Source organism: Rhodoferax mekongensis (assembly GCF_032191775.1).
Classification (GTDB): Bacteria; Pseudomonadota; Gammaproteobacteria; order Burkholderiales; family Burkholderiaceae_C; genus Allorhodoferax; species Allorhodoferax mekongensis.
Map to the genome: position 1 here is coordinate 295034 of NZ_CP132507.1, position 16005 is coordinate 311038.

The 16005-nt window shown below is 57.7% G+C and carries 20 protein-coding genes, 1 tRNA gene and 1 pseudogene; 8 read left to right on the forward strand and 14 right to left on the reverse strand.

The features are described 5' to 3' along the window. Positions 1–131: 131 nt before the first annotated feature. A complete protein-coding gene (locus RAN89_RS01370; protein ID WP_313867904.1) occupies positions 132–776 on the forward strand; it encodes a glycine zipper 2TM domain-containing protein in 645 nt (214 codons plus the stop codon). Between the two features lie 53 nt (positions 777–829). Here the strand turns inward: RAN89_RS01370 and RAN89_RS01375 are convergent. Then, positions 830–905 (reverse strand) — tRNA-Arg (locus RAN89_RS01375). Positions 906–993: 88 nt separating this feature from the next. On the opposite strand from RAN89_RS01375, the gene RAN89_RS01380 reads away from it, so the two are divergent. Beyond that, positions 994–1518 (forward strand): c-type cytochrome, encoded by a 525-nt coding sequence (locus RAN89_RS01380; protein ID WP_313867905.1) that lies wholly within the window; start codon positions 994–996, stop codon positions 1516–1518. 97 nt (positions 1519–1615) lie between these two features. Here the strand turns inward: RAN89_RS01380 and RAN89_RS01385 are convergent, their stop codons facing one another. The 3 genes from RAN89_RS01385 to RAN89_RS01395 are packed head-to-tail and all read right to left on the reverse strand — an operon-like array spanning position 1616 to position 3638. After that, the gene (locus tag RAN89_RS01385; RefSeq protein ID WP_313867906.1) at positions 1616–2158 is read right to left on the reverse strand and encodes a DUF2946 family protein; all 543 of its coding nucleotides are present in this window, start codon (positions 2156–2158) and stop codon (positions 1616–1618) included. A gap of 2 nt (positions 2159–2160) precedes the next feature. Next, complete coding sequence (locus tag RAN89_RS01390; protein ID WP_313867907.1) at positions 2161–3144, reverse strand: YheT family hydrolase; 984 nt, start codon at positions 3142–3144, stop codon at positions 2161–2163. Positions 3145–3182: 38 nt separating this feature from the next. Beyond that, positions 3183–3638 (reverse strand): YybH family protein, encoded by a 456-nt coding sequence (locus RAN89_RS01395; RefSeq protein ID WP_313867908.1) that lies wholly within the window; start codon positions 3636–3638, stop codon positions 3183–3185. An 83-nt stretch (positions 3639–3721) separates the two neighbouring features. Between RAN89_RS01395 and RAN89_RS01400 the strand changes: the two genes are divergently transcribed. From RAN89_RS01400 to RAN89_RS01410, 3 genes are read left to right on the forward strand one after another with little or no spacing between them, the layout of a single operon-like run. After that, positions 3722–4351, forward strand: a complete 630-nt coding sequence (locus RAN89_RS01400; RefSeq protein WP_313867909.1) for a LemA family protein — start codon at positions 3722–3724, stop codon at positions 4349–4351. A 5-nt stretch (positions 4352–4356) separates the two neighbouring features. After that, complete coding sequence (locus RAN89_RS01405; protein WP_313867910.1) at positions 4357–5256, forward strand: TPM domain-containing protein; 900 nt, start codon at positions 4357–4359, stop codon at positions 5254–5256. Next, the gene (locus RAN89_RS01410) at positions 5256–5771 is read left to right on the forward strand and encodes a TPM domain-containing protein (protein ID WP_313867911.1); all 516 of its coding nucleotides are present in this window, start codon (positions 5256–5258) and stop codon (positions 5769–5771) included. Before RAN89_RS01405 ends, RAN89_RS01410 begins: the two co-directional genes overlap by 1 nt. Before the next feature lie 62 nt (positions 5772–5833). Here the strand turns inward: RAN89_RS01410 and RAN89_RS01415 are convergent, their stop codons facing one another. The 9 genes and pseudogenes from RAN89_RS01415 to RAN89_RS01455 all read right to left on the reverse strand — a co-directional run bounded on the left by RAN89_RS01415 (position 5834) and on the right by RAN89_RS01455 (position 12987). After that, positions 5834–6250 carry a F0F1 ATP synthase subunit epsilon gene (locus RAN89_RS01415; RefSeq protein ID WP_313867912.1) on the reverse strand — a complete coding sequence of 139 codons (417 nt, stop codon included), beginning with the start codon at positions 6248–6250 and terminating at the stop codon, positions 5834–5836. A 3-nt stretch (positions 6251–6253) separates the two neighbouring features. Next, entirely contained in the window at positions 6254–7669 is a 1416-nt protein-coding gene (atpD, locus tag RAN89_RS01420) for a F0F1 ATP synthase subunit beta (protein WP_087495433.1), read from the reverse strand. Positions 7670–7727: 58 nt separating this feature from the next. Beyond that, on the reverse strand, positions 7728–8606 hold the full coding sequence (gene atpG, locus RAN89_RS01425; RefSeq protein WP_313867913.1) for a F0F1 ATP synthase subunit gamma: 879 nt from the start codon (positions 8604–8606) through the stop codon (positions 7728–7730). A 29-nt stretch (positions 8607–8635) separates the two neighbouring features. Beyond that, positions 8636–10189 carry a F0F1 ATP synthase subunit alpha gene (gene atpA / locus RAN89_RS01430; protein ID WP_313867914.1) on the reverse strand — a complete coding sequence of 518 codons (1554 nt, stop codon included), beginning with the start codon at positions 10187–10189 and terminating at the stop codon, positions 8636–8638. Positions 10190–10237: 48 nt separating this feature from the next. Further along, positions 10238–10768 carry a F0F1 ATP synthase subunit delta gene (locus RAN89_RS01435; RefSeq protein WP_087495436.1) on the reverse strand — a complete coding sequence of 177 codons (531 nt, stop codon included), beginning with the start codon at positions 10766–10768 and terminating at the stop codon, positions 10238–10240. Between the two features lie 9 nt (positions 10769–10777). Further along, positions 10778–11248, reverse strand: a complete 471-nt coding sequence (locus tag RAN89_RS01440) for a F0F1 ATP synthase subunit B (RefSeq protein ID WP_087495437.1) — start codon at positions 11246–11248, stop codon at positions 10778–10780. Positions 11249–11284: 36 nt separating this feature from the next. Next, positions 11285–11533, reverse strand: a complete 249-nt coding sequence (atpE, locus tag RAN89_RS01445) for a F0F1 ATP synthase subunit C (RefSeq protein ID WP_019429175.1) — start codon at positions 11531–11533, stop codon at positions 11285–11287. A 60-nt stretch (positions 11534–11593) separates the two neighbouring features. Beyond that, positions 11594–12473: pseudogene (atpB, locus tag RAN89_RS01450) on the reverse strand (F0F1 ATP synthase subunit A). 13 nt (positions 12474–12486) lie between these two features. Then, the gene (locus RAN89_RS01455) at positions 12487–12987 is read right to left on the reverse strand and encodes an ATP synthase subunit I (RefSeq protein ID WP_313867915.1); all 501 of its coding nucleotides are present in this window, start codon (positions 12985–12987) and stop codon (positions 12487–12489) included. Between the two features lie 252 nt (positions 12988–13239). Between RAN89_RS01455 and RAN89_RS01460 the strand changes: the two genes are divergently transcribed. From RAN89_RS01460 to lipA, 3 genes are all read left to right on the forward strand, one after another. Next, the gene (locus RAN89_RS01460) at positions 13240–13542 is read left to right on the forward strand and encodes a YbeD family protein (protein ID WP_313869323.1); all 303 of its coding nucleotides are present in this window, start codon (positions 13240–13242) and stop codon (positions 13540–13542) included. A gap of 61 nt (positions 13543–13603) precedes the next feature. Beyond that, positions 13604–14251, forward strand: a complete 648-nt coding sequence (lipB, locus tag RAN89_RS01465; protein WP_313869324.1) for a lipoyl(octanoyl) transferase LipB — start codon at positions 13604–13606, stop codon at positions 14249–14251. Further along, a complete protein-coding gene (gene lipA / locus RAN89_RS01470; protein WP_346432728.1) occupies positions 14211–15317 on the forward strand; it encodes a lipoyl synthase in 1107 nt (368 codons plus the stop codon). The genes lipB and lipA overlap by 41 nt, the downstream gene beginning before the upstream one ends. Positions 15318–15384: 67 nt before the next feature. On the opposite strand, the gene RAN89_RS01475 is transcribed toward lipA, so the two are convergent. Further along, on the reverse strand, positions 15385–15879 hold the full coding sequence (locus RAN89_RS01475; RefSeq protein ID WP_313867917.1) for a hypothetical protein: 495 nt from the start codon (positions 15877–15879) through the stop codon (positions 15385–15387). Positions 15880–16005: the final 126 nt, after the last annotated feature.

The following is a 16005-nucleotide window of genomic DNA, read 5'->3' on the forward strand; positions in this document are numbered from 1 at the left end:
TACCACCCGGAGTTAATGGAACAAAGCCCTGGATTTGATTTGCGGCGCAGGCTCTTTACCCGGCAGCAAATCTACTTCGTCCTTGATTGACGACCCCGATCCAGAATGGGCGCCACTTTGAGCACCATGCCATGACATTCAAAACACTTTTCACCTTGTCCTTGCTCTGCGCTGCAGGAGCCAGCGGAGCACAGGAGGTCGGACGGGTGATCTCCACCCAAGCTATCGTTCAGCAAGTAGCCACTCCGCGGCAAGTGTGTACCGACCAGCAGGTTGAAGTCATTCCCCAGAAATCAGGGGCCGGTGCCGCCATGGGCGCAGTTGCGGGCGGTGCCATCGGGAATGCAGTGGGTCGTGGCGCAGGCAATGCGGCTGCGACGGTGATCGGTGTCTTGGGCGGAGCTGTACTTGGCGACCGCATTGAGGGATCACCTCCACCCCAAATGCAGACGGTGCGCAACTGCAACACGCAAAATTTCTATGAAAACCGGACGGTGGGCTACAACGTGATTTACGAGTACGCAGGCCGGCAATATTCGGTGCAGATGCCCCACGACCCGGGCCCGACTGTGCAGTTGCAAGTCACTCCGGTGGGTTTGAACAACCCGAACCCGGCATACACCCCACAGGCGCCTGTGGTGCAGCAAACCTACGTGCCCGCGCCGGTTATTGAGTTCCGTGTGATTTATCAGCCGTACTACCCGCGCCCCTACTACTTTCCGCCGGTAAATCTGCATTTCGGCTACGGACACTGGGGACATCACCCCTGGAGGTGAGCGCACAGAGCGCTAATGAAACATTCAAGTGCAGGCTATGCTTTGCAAAAATGTGGTGCGGCTGGCGGGGATCGAACCCACGACCCTTGGCTTCGGAGGCCAATACTCTATCCACTGAGCTACAGCCGCAACAGAGCTGGGATTGTAGGTGTTTTCAAAGGGGCGGCCGCTATAATCGCGACCAGATTGAAAGCCCCCGATTAATTTGAGGACACACATGAGCGACAACAGCCAAGCCACCGGGCACGAAGAAGACCACACTGGCCCTATCAAAACGCCCAAACAATTGCTGTTGGCGGCATTCTTCTCTTTTGTGATCCCCATCTTCGTGATCATCGGGCTCGTGTACTACGTCACTTCTGCCAACAAACCCGCGGCTGGTGCGGTCAACATGGAAAAAGCGACCGCTGAGCGCATTCAAAAAGTCGGCATGGTGGAAATCCGCGATGCCAACCGCGAAATGAAGAGCGGTGAAGAAGTGTTCAAGGCCCAGTGCGCTGCGTGCCACGCGACTGGCGCTGCAGGCGCACCTAAATTTGGCGACACCGCCGCTTGGGGCGCACGCGTGAAGACCGGCTTTGAGGCTCTGTACACCTCTGCCATCAAAGGCAAAGGCGCCATGGGCGCTCAAGGGGGTGGTGATTTCTCTGATTATGAAGTTGCCCGTGCTGTGGTCTACATGGCCAACGCCGGTGGTGCCAAATTCGATGAGCCCAAGAAGCCTGCTGCCGAAGCCAAGTAAGCTTTCAACAGACTTCAAAAAAGCCGACTTCACGTCGGCTTTTTTGTGCCAGGCGCCCGTAGAACTTGCGCGAGCAGCTACTTTTTTTATAGCACCTCTACGTTGTTTTCAGCCGGGCTGAAGGACTGCGAAGAAAGCCAAAGCGGCTTTCTAGGGTCGCCTGACTCACATCCTCCGGGGCCCAATGGCCCGCCTCCACCATAGCAGCAGCGTTCTCCATGTCAGCCGTGTGCACAAGACCCATGCCGAGTGGAGTTGCCAGATAGAGGTGGCCCGCCTCGTCCAGATAGCTGGCCGAGACTTGGGTAGGCAAGCCACTGTGGGAGGCCACCTCGCCGCTTGAGCTGACGCGCCAGACCCATGGCGTGTGTTGCAGTTCGACGTACACCCGCTGCGGTCCATTCTGGAAGTACCAGCAACCGTCAGCGTCAACAGCGTAGTTGCGCTGGATGAAGTCAATCAGTTTCTCGTGTTGCAGGCGGCTGCCTTTGGCACCTTGGGCCCCGCTGGTGAAAGCTCCGGCCGCCTGTGCGGCGTCGTCTCGAAGGTACCAATCACCGCGGCCGTCCAAGCCCAGCCATCCAAAACAATCCGGCACATTCGGCCACTTGGCCATCGCCTGCTTCACGATATCGTCCATAGCTAGTTCATTCCGCCTGAAAGGGAGCCAGCTAGCCACGACCCTACGGCTTCCGGCATGGTGCGCACGTGCCCCGGTACCCGTCCTTGCGGAAAACCGACATGTCCACCGTGAGCCGGTTGCCAGAGTGTCACGTGCTGCCCTACATCTGCCTGTGAAGGCAGACTCCAAGCGGGAACAAACGGATCGTTTCGCGCGTTCACCACGAGTGCTGGTATCCGTATCCGGTGCAAATGGGGCTTTGCAGATGCACGGGCCCAGTAGTCCTCGGTACTTTTGAAGCCATGTAGCGGGGCAGTGAAGATGTTGTCGAATTCATAGAGATCGCGCGCAGCCTTCAATGCATCTCCATCGAACAGCCCCGGAAACTGAGCCAGCTTCTGCAGTGCTTTGGGCACCATGGTGTTCAAGAACATGCGTGTGTACACCAGCCGGTTGAAACCCCGGCCGATGGCATAGCCACCAGCCGCAAGGTCGATCGGAGAACATACGGCAGCCACTGCCATGGCCGTTGACGCGGCAGAGTCGCCCGACTCCTCTGCCCAGCGCAACAGGGCATTGCCACCCAAGGAAACACCCACAGCGAGGATGGGGCCGCGATGTCGACTGCGGAACTGCTGGAGCACCCATCCGATCTCCTCATAGTCGCCAGAGTGATAGGCGCGCGGCGCACGGTTCAGCTCTCCGCTGCACCCTCTGAAATGCGGCACTGCATAAGCCATGCCGCGCGATTGTGCAAAGTCAGCGAAGGCTTCCGCGTAGTGGCTGCGGGAGGTACCCTCGAGCCCGTGGAACAGCACCAGCAATGGCGCTTCGCTGCTTACGGACGAGTGGAGCCAGTCGACATCGACAAAGTCGTCGTCGGGGGTATCCCAGCGCTCCCTGCGGTATTGAGGGTGAGGCCCAAATACACGCCTGGAATACAGCGCCGGCCAGATGGTCTGCAGGTTACCCCCGGGGAGCCAGGCTGGCGCTACATAATTCATAGCTGCTCGCGCATTATTCATGGGCGCTAGATGCCTATTCAATGCAATACCTGGGGAGAGTGCAGATGACCCGTTGCATCTTCAGGTGTTCCGGGGCTGGCGTGGTGCACGACGAGGCGCCAGCCTTGCGGGGTCTTGTGATACACGTTGGTGGCAATCACATGGGCGCTGCTCGGCCCCTCAGGCGTGAGAATATCGACCTTTTCCAGCACATGGTGGACAGCGCTCGCGATGGAGTCCACCCGTCGTATGTGTTCCGGCCGTACTTGCACGGCGCCACCATGCGCAAACATGGCTTCAAATGCTGCGCGGATGGCGCCCGCACCCATCAGGCGGCCGCCGCCGGGGTGAATGCAGGCGATATCGTCCTCATCAGCCCAGCAAGCCATGAGTTTCTCGAGATCACCCAGTTGCAGGGCCTCGTAGAAAGCAGCTTCGACTTCGTCGGGTGTACCGCCCATTACGGCATGCAGTTTTGCTTTTTGTCTTGGCATGCTGGGATTCTCTCGCATCTGCGGCGGCTGTGCTGTACGCTGGCTGTAGGATGTGAGGCTATGTTTGTATGGAAGGATCGGGTATGGAATCGACTTTGAAATCGGGTTGCACACGTTGGTTGCATCGACTGGCGGGCGGTGTTGCCGTGGCCTTGGCTCTCCTGTTGAGTGGTTGCGGGTACAACGATTTCCAGCGCTTGGATGAGCAGACGCAAGCGGCATGGAGTGAGGTGTTGAACCAGTACCAGCGCCGTGCCGACCTGGTGCCCAACATCGTAGCCACCGTCAAGGGCGAAGCGGCCTTTGAGCAAGACACCTTGACCAAGGTGGTCGAGGCACGTGCCAAGGCAACCTCCATGCAAGTCAGCCCCGAGACCTTGAACAACCCGGATGCTTTCGCCAAGTTCCAGAAAGCCCAAGGCGAATTGGGCGGAGCGCTCAGCCGGCTGATGGTGGTGAGTGAACAGTACCCCAACCTGAAGGCCAATCAAGGTTTCAGCGATCTGCGCGTACAACTGGAGGGCACAGAAAACCGCATCGCCGTAGCCCGCAATCGCTACATCCAAAGCGTGCAGGAATACAACGTACTGGCGCGCAGCTTCCCGAGCAACCTGACGGCCATGGTCTTCAGCTACCAGCCCAAGCCAGCCTTCACCGTGGCCAATGAGGCGGCCATCAGCGCGCCGCCGGTGGTCGACTTCAACAAGAAGTAGAAACCTTGTCTGCATTATTGGCCTCCCGTCTCCTTGGGCGTGCAATCTGCACCGCCTGCCTGTGGAGTCTGCTCGTCATGGGAGCATGGGCCCAGTCCGTTCGGCTCGTTCCTCAACTGTCTTCGCGTGTGATTGACGAAACAGGCACGTTGACTGCTGTGCAGAGTGAGGCTCTTGCATCCAAATTAGCCGCATTAGAGAAACAGACTGGAGCACAACTGGTGGTGTTGATAGTAGAGACCACAACGCCGGAAGATATCGCTGTGTTTGCCCAACGTGTCGGTGACACCTGGAAATTGGGGCGGAAAGACGTTGGCGATGGCCTCCTTCTGTTGGTCGCCAAACAAGACCGGAAAATCCGGATTGAGGTAGCCAAAACACTGGAAGGAGCCATCCCAGACCTTTTGGCCAGCCGGGTCATTTCGCAGACCATTGCACCCCGCTTTAAGCAAGGGGATTTTGCGGGTGGTGTGGATGCCGGCGTAGACCAGTTATCCGGCCTGATACGTGGCGAGCAGCTTCCTGCGCCGCAGAGCGAGCAACGCAGTGGCTCCGGATTTCAATGGATGGATTTGGCCGTGTTTTTATTTTTTGCGTCCGCCATTGCAGGCTCCATGGCCCGCCGGGCCTTCGGGACACGATTAGGCTCCATGCTAATAGGTGTGACTTGTGGGGTCGTGGTCTTCTTTGTGACAAAGACCTGGTGGCTGGCGCTGCTAGCCAGCTTTGCAGGCCTAGTGATGACCTTGATCTCCAGCCTCAGTCGCGTTGGAACAGGCTCTGTAAATGCGGGCAGCTATTCCGGTGGCGGCACGGGTGGCTGGTCCGGTAGCGACAACGGCGGCGGTTTCAGCTCAGGCGGTGGGGGTAATTTCGGAGGCGGTGGCGCCTCAGGAGGATGGTGATGTTGCAGCTTTGGACCCGTTGGGTTCGCCATTGTTGGGCCGACGACGCCGTGCGGCAGTTGCCCTCAGGTTTGAGTGATCGATTGGCAGCCCACGTTCGCCGAGTTGAGCGCACCCATAGCGGAGAGATCAGGGTCTCTATCGAGTCAGCGCTGCCAAGTAGCTACCTGTTGCAGTCTGCGGCTATGAAGACGCTTTTACGCCAGCGCGCCGTGGACGAGTTCTCGCGCCTCCGGGTATGGGACACTGAATACAACAACGGGGTCCTTATCTACCTGTGCCTGGCTGAGCGAGCCATAGAGTTGGTGGCAGACCGCGGCATACAGCACAAGGTCGACGACACGCATTGGGCAAAGTTAATTGGCTCTTTAGGCGAGAGCTTGCAGGCTGGCCGCTGGGAGACCGGATTGTGCACGGCCATTGATGCGGTGAGCCAGACGCTACAGACGCATTTCCCACTGGCATCCGGCCAGCACAACCCGAATGAGCTTTCGGACACTCCGAGCATTCGATAGTCCCGAGCCGCCAACAACAAAGCCACCCGAGGGTGGCTTTGTGACGGAGGTAAACCGAGGGCTTACTTCTTTTTCAGGAACTTGCGGGCTGCCGAGATCTCTGCCGCCATCACTGCAATTTCCGATTGGATACGGGCAATGTCGATTTCGCTCTTGGCGTTCTTCAAGGCTTCTTCCGCAGCCGCTTTGGCAGCATTGGATTTTTCCTCGTCGAGATCCTTGCCGCGTATGGCCGTGTCAGACAACACGGTCACACAGTTCGGCTGTACTTCCAACAGCCCACCAGCAACGAATACAAATTCTTCGCCGCCATCGGCTTTTTGAATGCGCACCGAGCCGGGCTTGATGCGCGTGATCAGTGGCGTGTGGCGGGGCTTGATGCCCAGCTCGCCAGCCTCGCCGGGAAGCGCCACGAAGACGGCTTCACCGGAGAAGATGGACTCTTCTGCACTGACCACATCAACGTGGATGGTGTTCATGACTTAGACCTTCTTGGCTTTTTCGAACGCTTCGTCGATGGTACCGACCATGTAGAACGCTTGTTCTGGCAGGTGGTCGCATTCGCCGGCAACGATCATCTTGAAACCGCGGATGGTTTCAGCCAAGGTCACGTACTTGCCAGGAGAGCCGGTGAACACTTCAGCCACGTGGAAAGGCTGAGACAGGAAACGCTGGATCTTACGAGCGCGTGCCACAGTCAGCTTGTCTTCAGGGGCCAATTCGTCCATACCCAGAATCGCAATAATGTCGCGCAATTCCTTGTAGCGCTGCAGAGTACCCTGCACTGCACGGGCAGTGTTGTAGTGCTCTTCGCCCACTACGTTGGGGTCCAACTGGCGGCTGGTGGAGTCCAAAGGATCCACAGCAGGATAGATACCCAAGGACGCGATGTCACGGGACAACACCACGGTGGAGTCCAAGTGAGCGAAGGTGGTCGCTGGAGATGGATCGGTCAAGTCATCGGCAGGCACGTACACGGCCTGGATGGAAGTGATGGAACCCACTTTGGTAGAAGTAATACGCTCTTGCAGACGGCCCATTTCTTCGGCCAGTGTAGGCTGGTAGCCCACAGCAGAAGGCATACGACCCAGCAGAGCGGACACTTCGGTACCGGCCAAGGTGTAACGGTAGATGTTGTCCACGAAGAACAACACGTCACGGCCTTCGTCACGGAAAGATTCCGCAATGGTCAAACCAGTCAATGCAACGCGCAAACGGTTGCCTGGTGGCTCGTTCATCTGGCCGTACACCATTGCCACTTTGGACTTGGGCAGGTCTTCCAGATTCACAACGCCGGAGTCAGCCATCTCGTGATAGAAGTCGTTCCCTTCACGGGTACGCTCACCCACACCGGCAAACACGGACAAACCGCTGTGCGCCTTGGCGATGTTGTTGATCAGTTCCATCATGTTCACGGTTTTGCCCACACCGGCACCACCGAACAGACCGACCTTGCCGCCCTTGGCAAACGGGCAAACCAAGTCAATCACCTTGATGCCGGTTTCCAGCAACTCTTGCGATGGGCTCAGCTCGTCGTAAGTAGGAGCCTTGCGGTGGATAGATGCTGTCAGCTCGGAAGCTACAGGACCACGTTCGTCGATGGGCGCACCCAACACGTCCATGATGCGACCCAGAGTAGCCTGGCCCACGGGGACCATGATGGGCTTCTCGGTGTTGGACACGATCATGCCGCGACGCAAGCCGTCGGAAGATCCCAAAGCGATGGTACGGACGATGCCGTCACCCAGCTGCTGCTGAACTTCCAGCGTCAGGGTAGAGCCTTCCATCTTCAGCGCGTCATAAATGCCGGGCATCTTGTCACGTGGGAACTCAACGTCCACCACAGCGCCAATACACTGAACAATTTTTCCCTGGACTTGGGAGTTAGCTTGAGCCATTTTTCGCTCCAAAAATTAAATCTTTAACAAAAACTCGGATGCTTCCGTGCGGTCCGGCTTACACCGCCGCGGCACCGGCCACGATTTCCGACAACTCTTTGGTAATGGCGGCTTGGCGGGTCTTGTTGTAGACCAGCTTCAGTTCACCAATCACGCTTCCAGCGTTGTCCGTCGCAGCCTTCATGGCCACCATGCGCGCCGATTGCTCGGACGCCATGTTTTCGGCCACGGCCTGGTACACCAGTGCCTCGACGTAACGGGTCAACAGATCGTCAATCACCGCTTGCGCATCGGGTTCGTAGATGTAATCCCAAGCGTGGTGGGAACCACTGGCCTGGGATTCCGCTTCCATCTGCGCAGCAGACAGAGGCAACAACTGCTGAACCACGGGTTCCTGCTTCATGGTGTTGATGAACTTGGTGTAGCACAGGTACACCGCATTCACTTCACCCTTGACATACGCATCCAGCAATACTTTGACAGGCCCGATCAGCTTGTCGAGGTGGGGCGTATCGCCCAACTGGGTAGCGTGAGAAACCACTTTGGCGCCCACACGGTTCAAGAAACCCAAGCCCTTGTTGCCGATAGCCACCGCTTGCGCCGAAACGCCCGCGGCTTGCAAATCACGCAACTTGCCGGTCACGGAACGCAGCACGTTGGTGTTCATGCCACCGCACAGACCCTTGTCTGTGGTCACGACGATAAACCCGGAGGTCTTTGCGTCGTTGGTTTGCATGAATGCGTGTGTGTATTCCGGATTGGCCTTGCCGAGGTTGGTAGCAATATTGCGAATCTTGTCGCTATACGGACGGGCAGCCCGCATCCGGTCCTGCGCTTTGCGCATTTTGGATGCGGCCACCATTTCCATGGCCTTGGTGATCTTCTTGGTGTTTTCCACCGATTTGATCTTGCCGCGTATTTCCTTACCTGCTGCCATACAAGGCTCCTTGGGTCATCAGGTCGGAATTAGGCGAAAGACTTCTTGAACGCAGCAATTGCGGCGTTCAACTCGGCTTCAGCATCCTTGTCCATGGCCTTGTCTGCTTCCAGCTTGGCCAACAGGGCAGCGTGCTTGTCCTTCAGGAAGGCATGCAGGCCGTGTTCGAACGCCAGAACCTTCTTCACTTCGATGTCGTCCATGAAACCCTTGTTCACGGCAAACAGCGTAGCGCCCATCAGGCTGATGGTCAGGGGGCTGTACTGGGCTTGCTTGAGCAATTCAGTCACGCGTGCGCCACGATCCAACTGCTTGCGGGTAGCTTCGTCCAAGTCGGAAGCGAACTGCGCGAACGCTGCCAGTTCACGGTACTGGGCCAAGTCGGTACGGATACCACCGGACAGGTTCTTCACCAGCTTGGTTTGCGCTGCGCCACCGACGCGGGACACGGAGATACCGGCGTTGATAGCGGGGCGGATACCGGCGTTGAACAACGAGGTTTCCAAGAAGATCTGACCGTCAGTGATGGAAATCACGTTGGTAGGAACGAAGGCAGACACGTCACCTGCTTGGGTTTCGATGATTGGCAATGCGGTCAAAGAACCAGTCTTGCCCTTCACAGCACCCTTGGTGAACGCTTCCACGTAGTCGGCGTTCACGCGAGCTGCGCGTTCCAGCAAACGGCTGTGGAGATAGAACACGTCGCCGGGGTAAGCTTCGCGGCCTGGAGGACGACGCAACAGCAAGGAAACCTGGCGATAGGCCACGGCTTGCTTGGACAAGTCGTCGTACACGATCAGGGCGTCTTCGCCACGGTCACGGAAGTACTCGCCCATGGTGCAGCCTGAGTAGGCAGACACGTACTGCATCGCTGCAGACTCAGAGGCAGTAGCAGCCACCACAATGGTGTACTCCATGGCACCGGCTTGTTCCAGTGCGCGCACCACGTTCTTGACAGAAGAAGCCTTCTGACCGATCGCTACGTACACGCAGGTCATGTTTTGACCCTTCTGGTTGATGATCGCGTCAATCGCCACGGCAGTCTTGCCGGTCTGACGGTCACCGATGATCAATTCGCGCTGACCACGGCCGACGGGAACCATGGAGTCGATAGACTTCAGGCCGGTCTGCATAGGCTGGCTCACGGATTCGCGGGCGATCACACCAGGTGCCACCTTTTCGATCACGTCAGTCATCTTGGCGTTGATAGGACCTTTGCCGTCGATAGGCTGACCCAGCGCGTTGACCACGCGGCCACGCAACTCGGGACCCACGGGCACTTCCAGAATACGACCTGTGCATTTCACAGTGTCGCCTTCGGAGATGTGCTCATATTCACCCAAGATCACGGCACCCACGGAATCACGTTCCAGGTTCAAAGCCAGACCGTAGGTGGGCAAGCCATCGCTACCGGCGGGGAATTCCAACATTTCGCCCTGCATCACGTCGGACAGACCGTGAATACGGCAGATACCGTCGGTCACAGAGACCACGGTACCTTGGTTGCGGATGTCTGCGCTCGCGGACAAACCGTCAATGCGGCTCTTGATCAATTCAGAAATTTCTGCGGGATTGAGTTGCATGACTCTTTCCTTCTTTCTTTGGTTGGGCTGACAGCGAAAGGCTAAGCCTTACGCTGAAAGAGCCACTTTCATTTGTTCCAGACGGGCCTTGACGGATGTGTCAAGAACTTCGTCACCCACCACCACGCGGATCCCGCCGATCAATTCAGCGTCCAACTCAACGGAAAGGTTGAGCTTGCGGCCGAAACGCTTCTCGAGAGAAGCGGCGACTTCCGCCAATGCAGCTGCATCGATCGGGAAGGCGCTGTACACAACGGCATCAGAAAAGCCGCCTTGGGCGTTCTTCAGTGCACGGAACTGGGCTGCGATTTCCGGCAACGCTGCGAGGCGTCCGTTATCGATCACAGTGCGCAGGAAGTTCTTTCCCTGCTCAGGCAATGCAGCCTTGATAACTCCGGCAACCAAGTCAAAAACTTGAGTGTTGGAGCTATTGGGGTTGCCGGCGAATTGCTGCAGTTGGCTGTTGCGCGCAACTTCAGCAAGTTCGTCCAGCCACACAGCTGCAGCGCTCAAGTCCGCTTGCGTAGCCTTGAACAAAGCTTCGGCGTAAGGCCTGGCGATGGTGGCAAGTTCAGCCATGTGATTCCCTTACAGCTCAGTCTTCAGGCGGGACAGCAGATCTGCGTGCACGCCAGCATTGACTTCCTTGCGCAGGATCTGCTCAGCACCTTTGACGGCAAGAGCGGCGACCTGTTCACGCAAAGCGTCCCGGGCCTTCACGGACTGCTGCTCGGCTTCAGCCTTTGCAGCGGCAATGATGCGGTTGCCTTCTTCCACGGCGCGAGCCTTGGCTTCTTCGACAATCGTCTGGGCACGGCGCTCGGCATCAGCCAAGCGGGTTGCAGTTTCATTGCGTGATGTAGCCAGTTCGGCTTCCACGCGCTTGTTGGCGTTGGCGAGTTCCGCCTTGGCCTTGTCGGCGGCAGCAAGGCCGTCGGCGATCTTCTGTGCCCGCTCGTCCAGCGCTTTTGTGATCGGGGGCCACACGAATTTCATCGTGAACCACACCAGGATCGCAAAAACGATAGCCTGCAGGAACAGGGTAGCGTTAATGTTCACGGTTTGATTCCTTCTCTAACGTGAAGGGGCCGTTGATTACTTCAGAACGAAGGGGTTGGCGAATGCGAACAGCAGAGCGATAGCAACACCGATCAGGAACGCAGCGTCAATCAGACCAGCCAAGATGAACATCTTGGTTTGCAGTTCGTTCATCAATTCGGGTTGACGAGCAGAAGATTCGAGGAACTTGCCACCCATCAGTGCGATACCGATAGATGCGCCGATAGCGCCCAGACCAACGATCAAACCGCAAGCCAGTGCCACGAGGCCGAGAATGTTTTCCATGAGAAGCTCCTAAAAGTTAGTGGAAAAGAAAAAGAAAAACGAAACAGAGAAAAAGTTACATCAATGTGCGTCGTGCGCTTGACCGGTATAGATCAGCGTCAACATCATAAAGATGAAGGCTTGCAAGGTGATCACGAGGATGTGGAACAGGGTCCACACGGTTCCGGCGACGATGTGACCAATGGCCAAACCAACACCGGTTGCCGACAGCGCCCAGCCGCCACCCATCAGGGCAATCAACATGAACACCAACTCACCTGCAAACATGTTGCCGAACAACCGCATGCCATGAGAACACGGTTTTGGCAAGGTATTCGATCATCTGCATCAGGAAGTTCACGGGGTACAAAGCCCAGTGATCACCAAATGGCGCAGCAATCAGTTCGTGCGCCCAGCCACCCAGACCCTTGATCTTGATGTTGTAAACCAGGCAAACAAACAAAACAGAGCAGGACAAGCCCAATGTGGTCGACAGATCAGCGGTGGGAACCACGCGCATGTAGTCTTTGAAGCCCATCGCAGGACCGGCACTGTGCCAGATGGCAGGAATCAGGTCGACCGGCAACATGTCCATGGCATTCATCAGGAAAATCCAGACAAACACGGTCAAAGCCAGCGGGGAGATCAACTTGCGACTGGTGGCGTTGTGAATCACGCCCTTGGCCTGGTTCTCCACCATCTCGGACAGGATTTCTACAGCTGCCTGGAAGCGACCGGGAACTCCTGAAGTTGCCTTGCGGGCGGCACTCCACAAAAGGAAACATCCCAAAACACCCAGGACCACCGAGAAAAAGACGGAGTCCAGGTTGAACAGGCTGAAGTCAACAATGCTCGTTTGCTTGACGCTTTCGAAGTCAAAGTTTTTCTGCAAGTGCTGCAGGTGGTGCTGAATGTACTCACCAGCAGATGGGGCATGGGTTTCAGCGTGTTCAGAAGCCATATGTCACCAAAATTCAAAGGTTTACAGCGGGATGCCGGTGCTTGGATTGCAGCCACGCGGCTACCCAGTACACCTTCATCGTCACCACGAAGCCAACCACGAGGGCCAGCCAATTCAGCGCGGGAACCAGTTTGGGGGCCGCCAGCAGCAATGCCACCGTCAAAACCACCTTCACTGCTTCCCACACCACAAAACTCAAAAAGGCCGCCCCTGAGTCCTTCAACAATGCTTGCCTGCGCAATCCGCGGGCCAACACCATGGCAGGAACAATCACAGCCAACGCTCCGTACGCCGCAGACATTCCTGCTGCACGACCGAAGCTCCAACCCGCAATCGCTGCAACCACCAAAGCGGTTGCAATCTGCATACCGATGACCCGCCAAGGGGATACCGGAGGGTTGCGCTGACGCCATTGCCGGGCTTCTTCAGCCGTCAGGGGCTTGAACTCCTCATCTGCCACCCCATCTGGGTTGTCAGAGTCTGCGGAAACAGGGGCTGCGTGCGTGTTTGTCATTGTCAAATTAGCGCTCAGACTGCTACCCAGTTCAATGCACAGCCTCTGATTATACGTAGAAACCCGCTTTCACCAGCAAATCCGCGAAATCCCCACAGCATCAGTTCTCTGTAAGGATGCGCAGTCAGGCGCCACGCAGGCAAAACCGCGGCGGCGATAATGCGCAAACACGGTTGCCTGGCGCTTTGTTACAGGCATCTATGACTGTGCTGTGACAGGCACGGCATGACCACTCATTTGAAAGGCGCATCCATGGCCACCCCACCGACACCCGGCAACTTTCCGGAAATCTCACGCGCTGAATCCTTGATCGAGTACCCCTCCCAATTCCCCATCAAGGTGATGGGGCATAAGGTGGATGGATTGGTGCATGCCATCACCATGATCGCCAAGGAATTCGACCCCGGCTTTGACGCGTCCACCATCGAATTGCGCGAGAGCAAGGGCGGCAACTACCTCGGCGTGACCATCACCATCACCACCACCAGCCGCGAGCAACTCGATGAGCTGTACCGCACGCTGAGCACGCACCCCATGGTGAAAGTGGTGCTGTAAAGCGGTGGACATCGACCTCCAGCAGCGTGGCCGGTTGGACTATGTGCCAACCTATGAAGCCATGCGAAGTTTTACCAACGAAAGAGACGTGGGGCCCTCGTCGGAAGTGCGCGACCAGCTATGGATTTGTGAGCACCCTCCCGTTTTCACACAAGGCCTTGCAGGCAAGCCGGAGCACATTTTTATGCCCGGCGACACTCCGGTGGTGCAGACCAACCGGGGCGGACAGGTGACCTACCACGGCCCCGGGCAGGTGATGGGCTACCCCATGATTGATCTCAAGCGCGCAGGCTATTTCGTCAAAGAATATGTGTACCGCATTGAAGAGGCGGTGATCAAAACGTTGTCCCATTTTGGCGTGACCGGGCACCGCGTCGCAGGTGCGCCCGGCATTTACGTGCGACTGGACGACCCCACCGGACACGCGCCCTTGGTGCAACGCCCACAGCACGGCGCCGCCACCCGCTCCGACCCGGATTTCACCGGGCTGGGCAAGATTTCGGCATTGGGAATCAAGGTCAGCCGCAACTGTACGTACCACGGTGTCGCGCTGAATGTGGCGATGGACCTGGAACCCTTCTCACGTATCAACCCTTGCGGCTATGCCAAGCTCCAAACGGTGGACCTTTCTACAATCGGGGTCCAAGTCAGCTGGCAGGACGCCGCTGATGTTTTGGGCCACAAGCTCGCCACTTACCTTGCACCCTGAGGGTGCCACCGGGGCAACTGCCTCCCAGAACCTACGCCACACCATGAGCCAAAGCGACACCACCCGCGATTCCAGCACCGCCAACCCCACCGTGCGCGAAGCCCAATCGACCGCGGACTACAACCCCCTGGCCAAGCAAAAGGCCCAGGCGAAATTAGCGCGTATCCCGGTGAAGGTGCAGCAAGGTGAAGTACTGAAAAAGCCGGACTGGATCCGCGTCAAAGCCGGCAGCCCGACGACCCGCTTCTACGAAATCAAGGAGACACTGCGCGCCAACAAGCTGGTTACCGTTTGCGAGGAAGCCAGCTGCCCCAACATCGGCGAATGCTTCGGCAAGGGCACAGCCACTTTCATGATCATGGGTGACAAGTGCACCCGCCGCTGCCCCTTCTGCGATGTGGGCCACGGCCGCCCCGACCCGCTGGATGTGAACGAGCCCGACAACCTGGCCAAGACGATTGCCCAGCTCAAGCTGAACTACGTGGTGATCACCAGCGTGGACCGCGATGACCTGCGCGACGGCGGTGCCGGCCACTTTGTGGAGTGCATCCGCAAAACGCGCGAACTGTCCCCCAAGACACAAATCGAAGTGCTGGTACCCGACTTCCGCGGCCGCGACGACCGCGCGCTCGAAATTCTGAAGGCCGCGCCGCCCGATGTGATGAACCACAACCTGGAAACCATTCCCCGCCTCTACAAGGAAGCGCGCCCCGGGTCGGATTACCAATTTTCACTGAACCTGCTCAAGAAATTCAAGGCGCTGTTCCCCGACGTGCCCACGAAGAGCGGCTTGATGGTCGGCCTGGGCGAGACCGACGAGGAAATTCTGGAAGTCATGCGCGATATGCGCGCCCACAACATCGAGATGCTGACCATTGGCCAGTACCTCGCCCCGAGCACCAGCCACCTGCCGGTGCGCCGCTATGTGCACCCCGACACCTTCAAGATGTTCGAAGAAGAGGCCTACAAAATGGGTTTCAAACACGCGGCGGTCGGCGCCATGGTGCGCTCCAGTTACCACGCAGACGTGCAAGCCGGTCACGCCATGAGTGCACCCGCGGTCTGAACCCAAAGCGCTACCAATTCAATAGCTGCTCGCGCACACGCACTGCGCGCTAGCAGCTATTTTTGCTTCAAGGCTTGGCGTAGCCACTCTCCACCCAGGCCACTGCGCTGGCACGGCTCAGCTTGAAGGCAGGGGACACTTTGACCTGCGCCAACAGATCGTCACCTTCGTCACCTTCGTCACCTTCGTCACGGGCAGTCAGTGTGGCGCTAGGATTTTCGTCATCGGGTTCGATGTCCAGATAGACCCTCACCCGCCCCGCGCCAGCCGCCACTTCCAGACTCTGATGAAGGGTGGCGTGCAACTGCTGTTCGCTGCGGCGCACGAATTCACGCGCCGTTTTCACCAAGGTCAAAAAGGCACTCTGGTCCAGCGGCTTGGGGTTCTTTTTGTCGCGCCCCATGGTCCAGGGGCCGACCAGCGCGGGCTCCGAGGCACCGTTGGCCGTCATCGCAACCGCCCATCCATCGTCGTCTTCGTTTTTCACCACGCGGGCCGTCCAGCCGTCGCTGATCCAGAGACGGGGCTCCTGGGTCTTCATGTCGGATTCGTTCAAGTTCATGGCGTGGAGTATGCCGGGTGACCGACTCCAACCCCCGTGACATCGTCAGAAATCAGGGCATTCCGCTTCTGAATTTAAGCGCATAAAAAATGAACAACAATAGCGATCCCCAGTTGTCAATTTCAC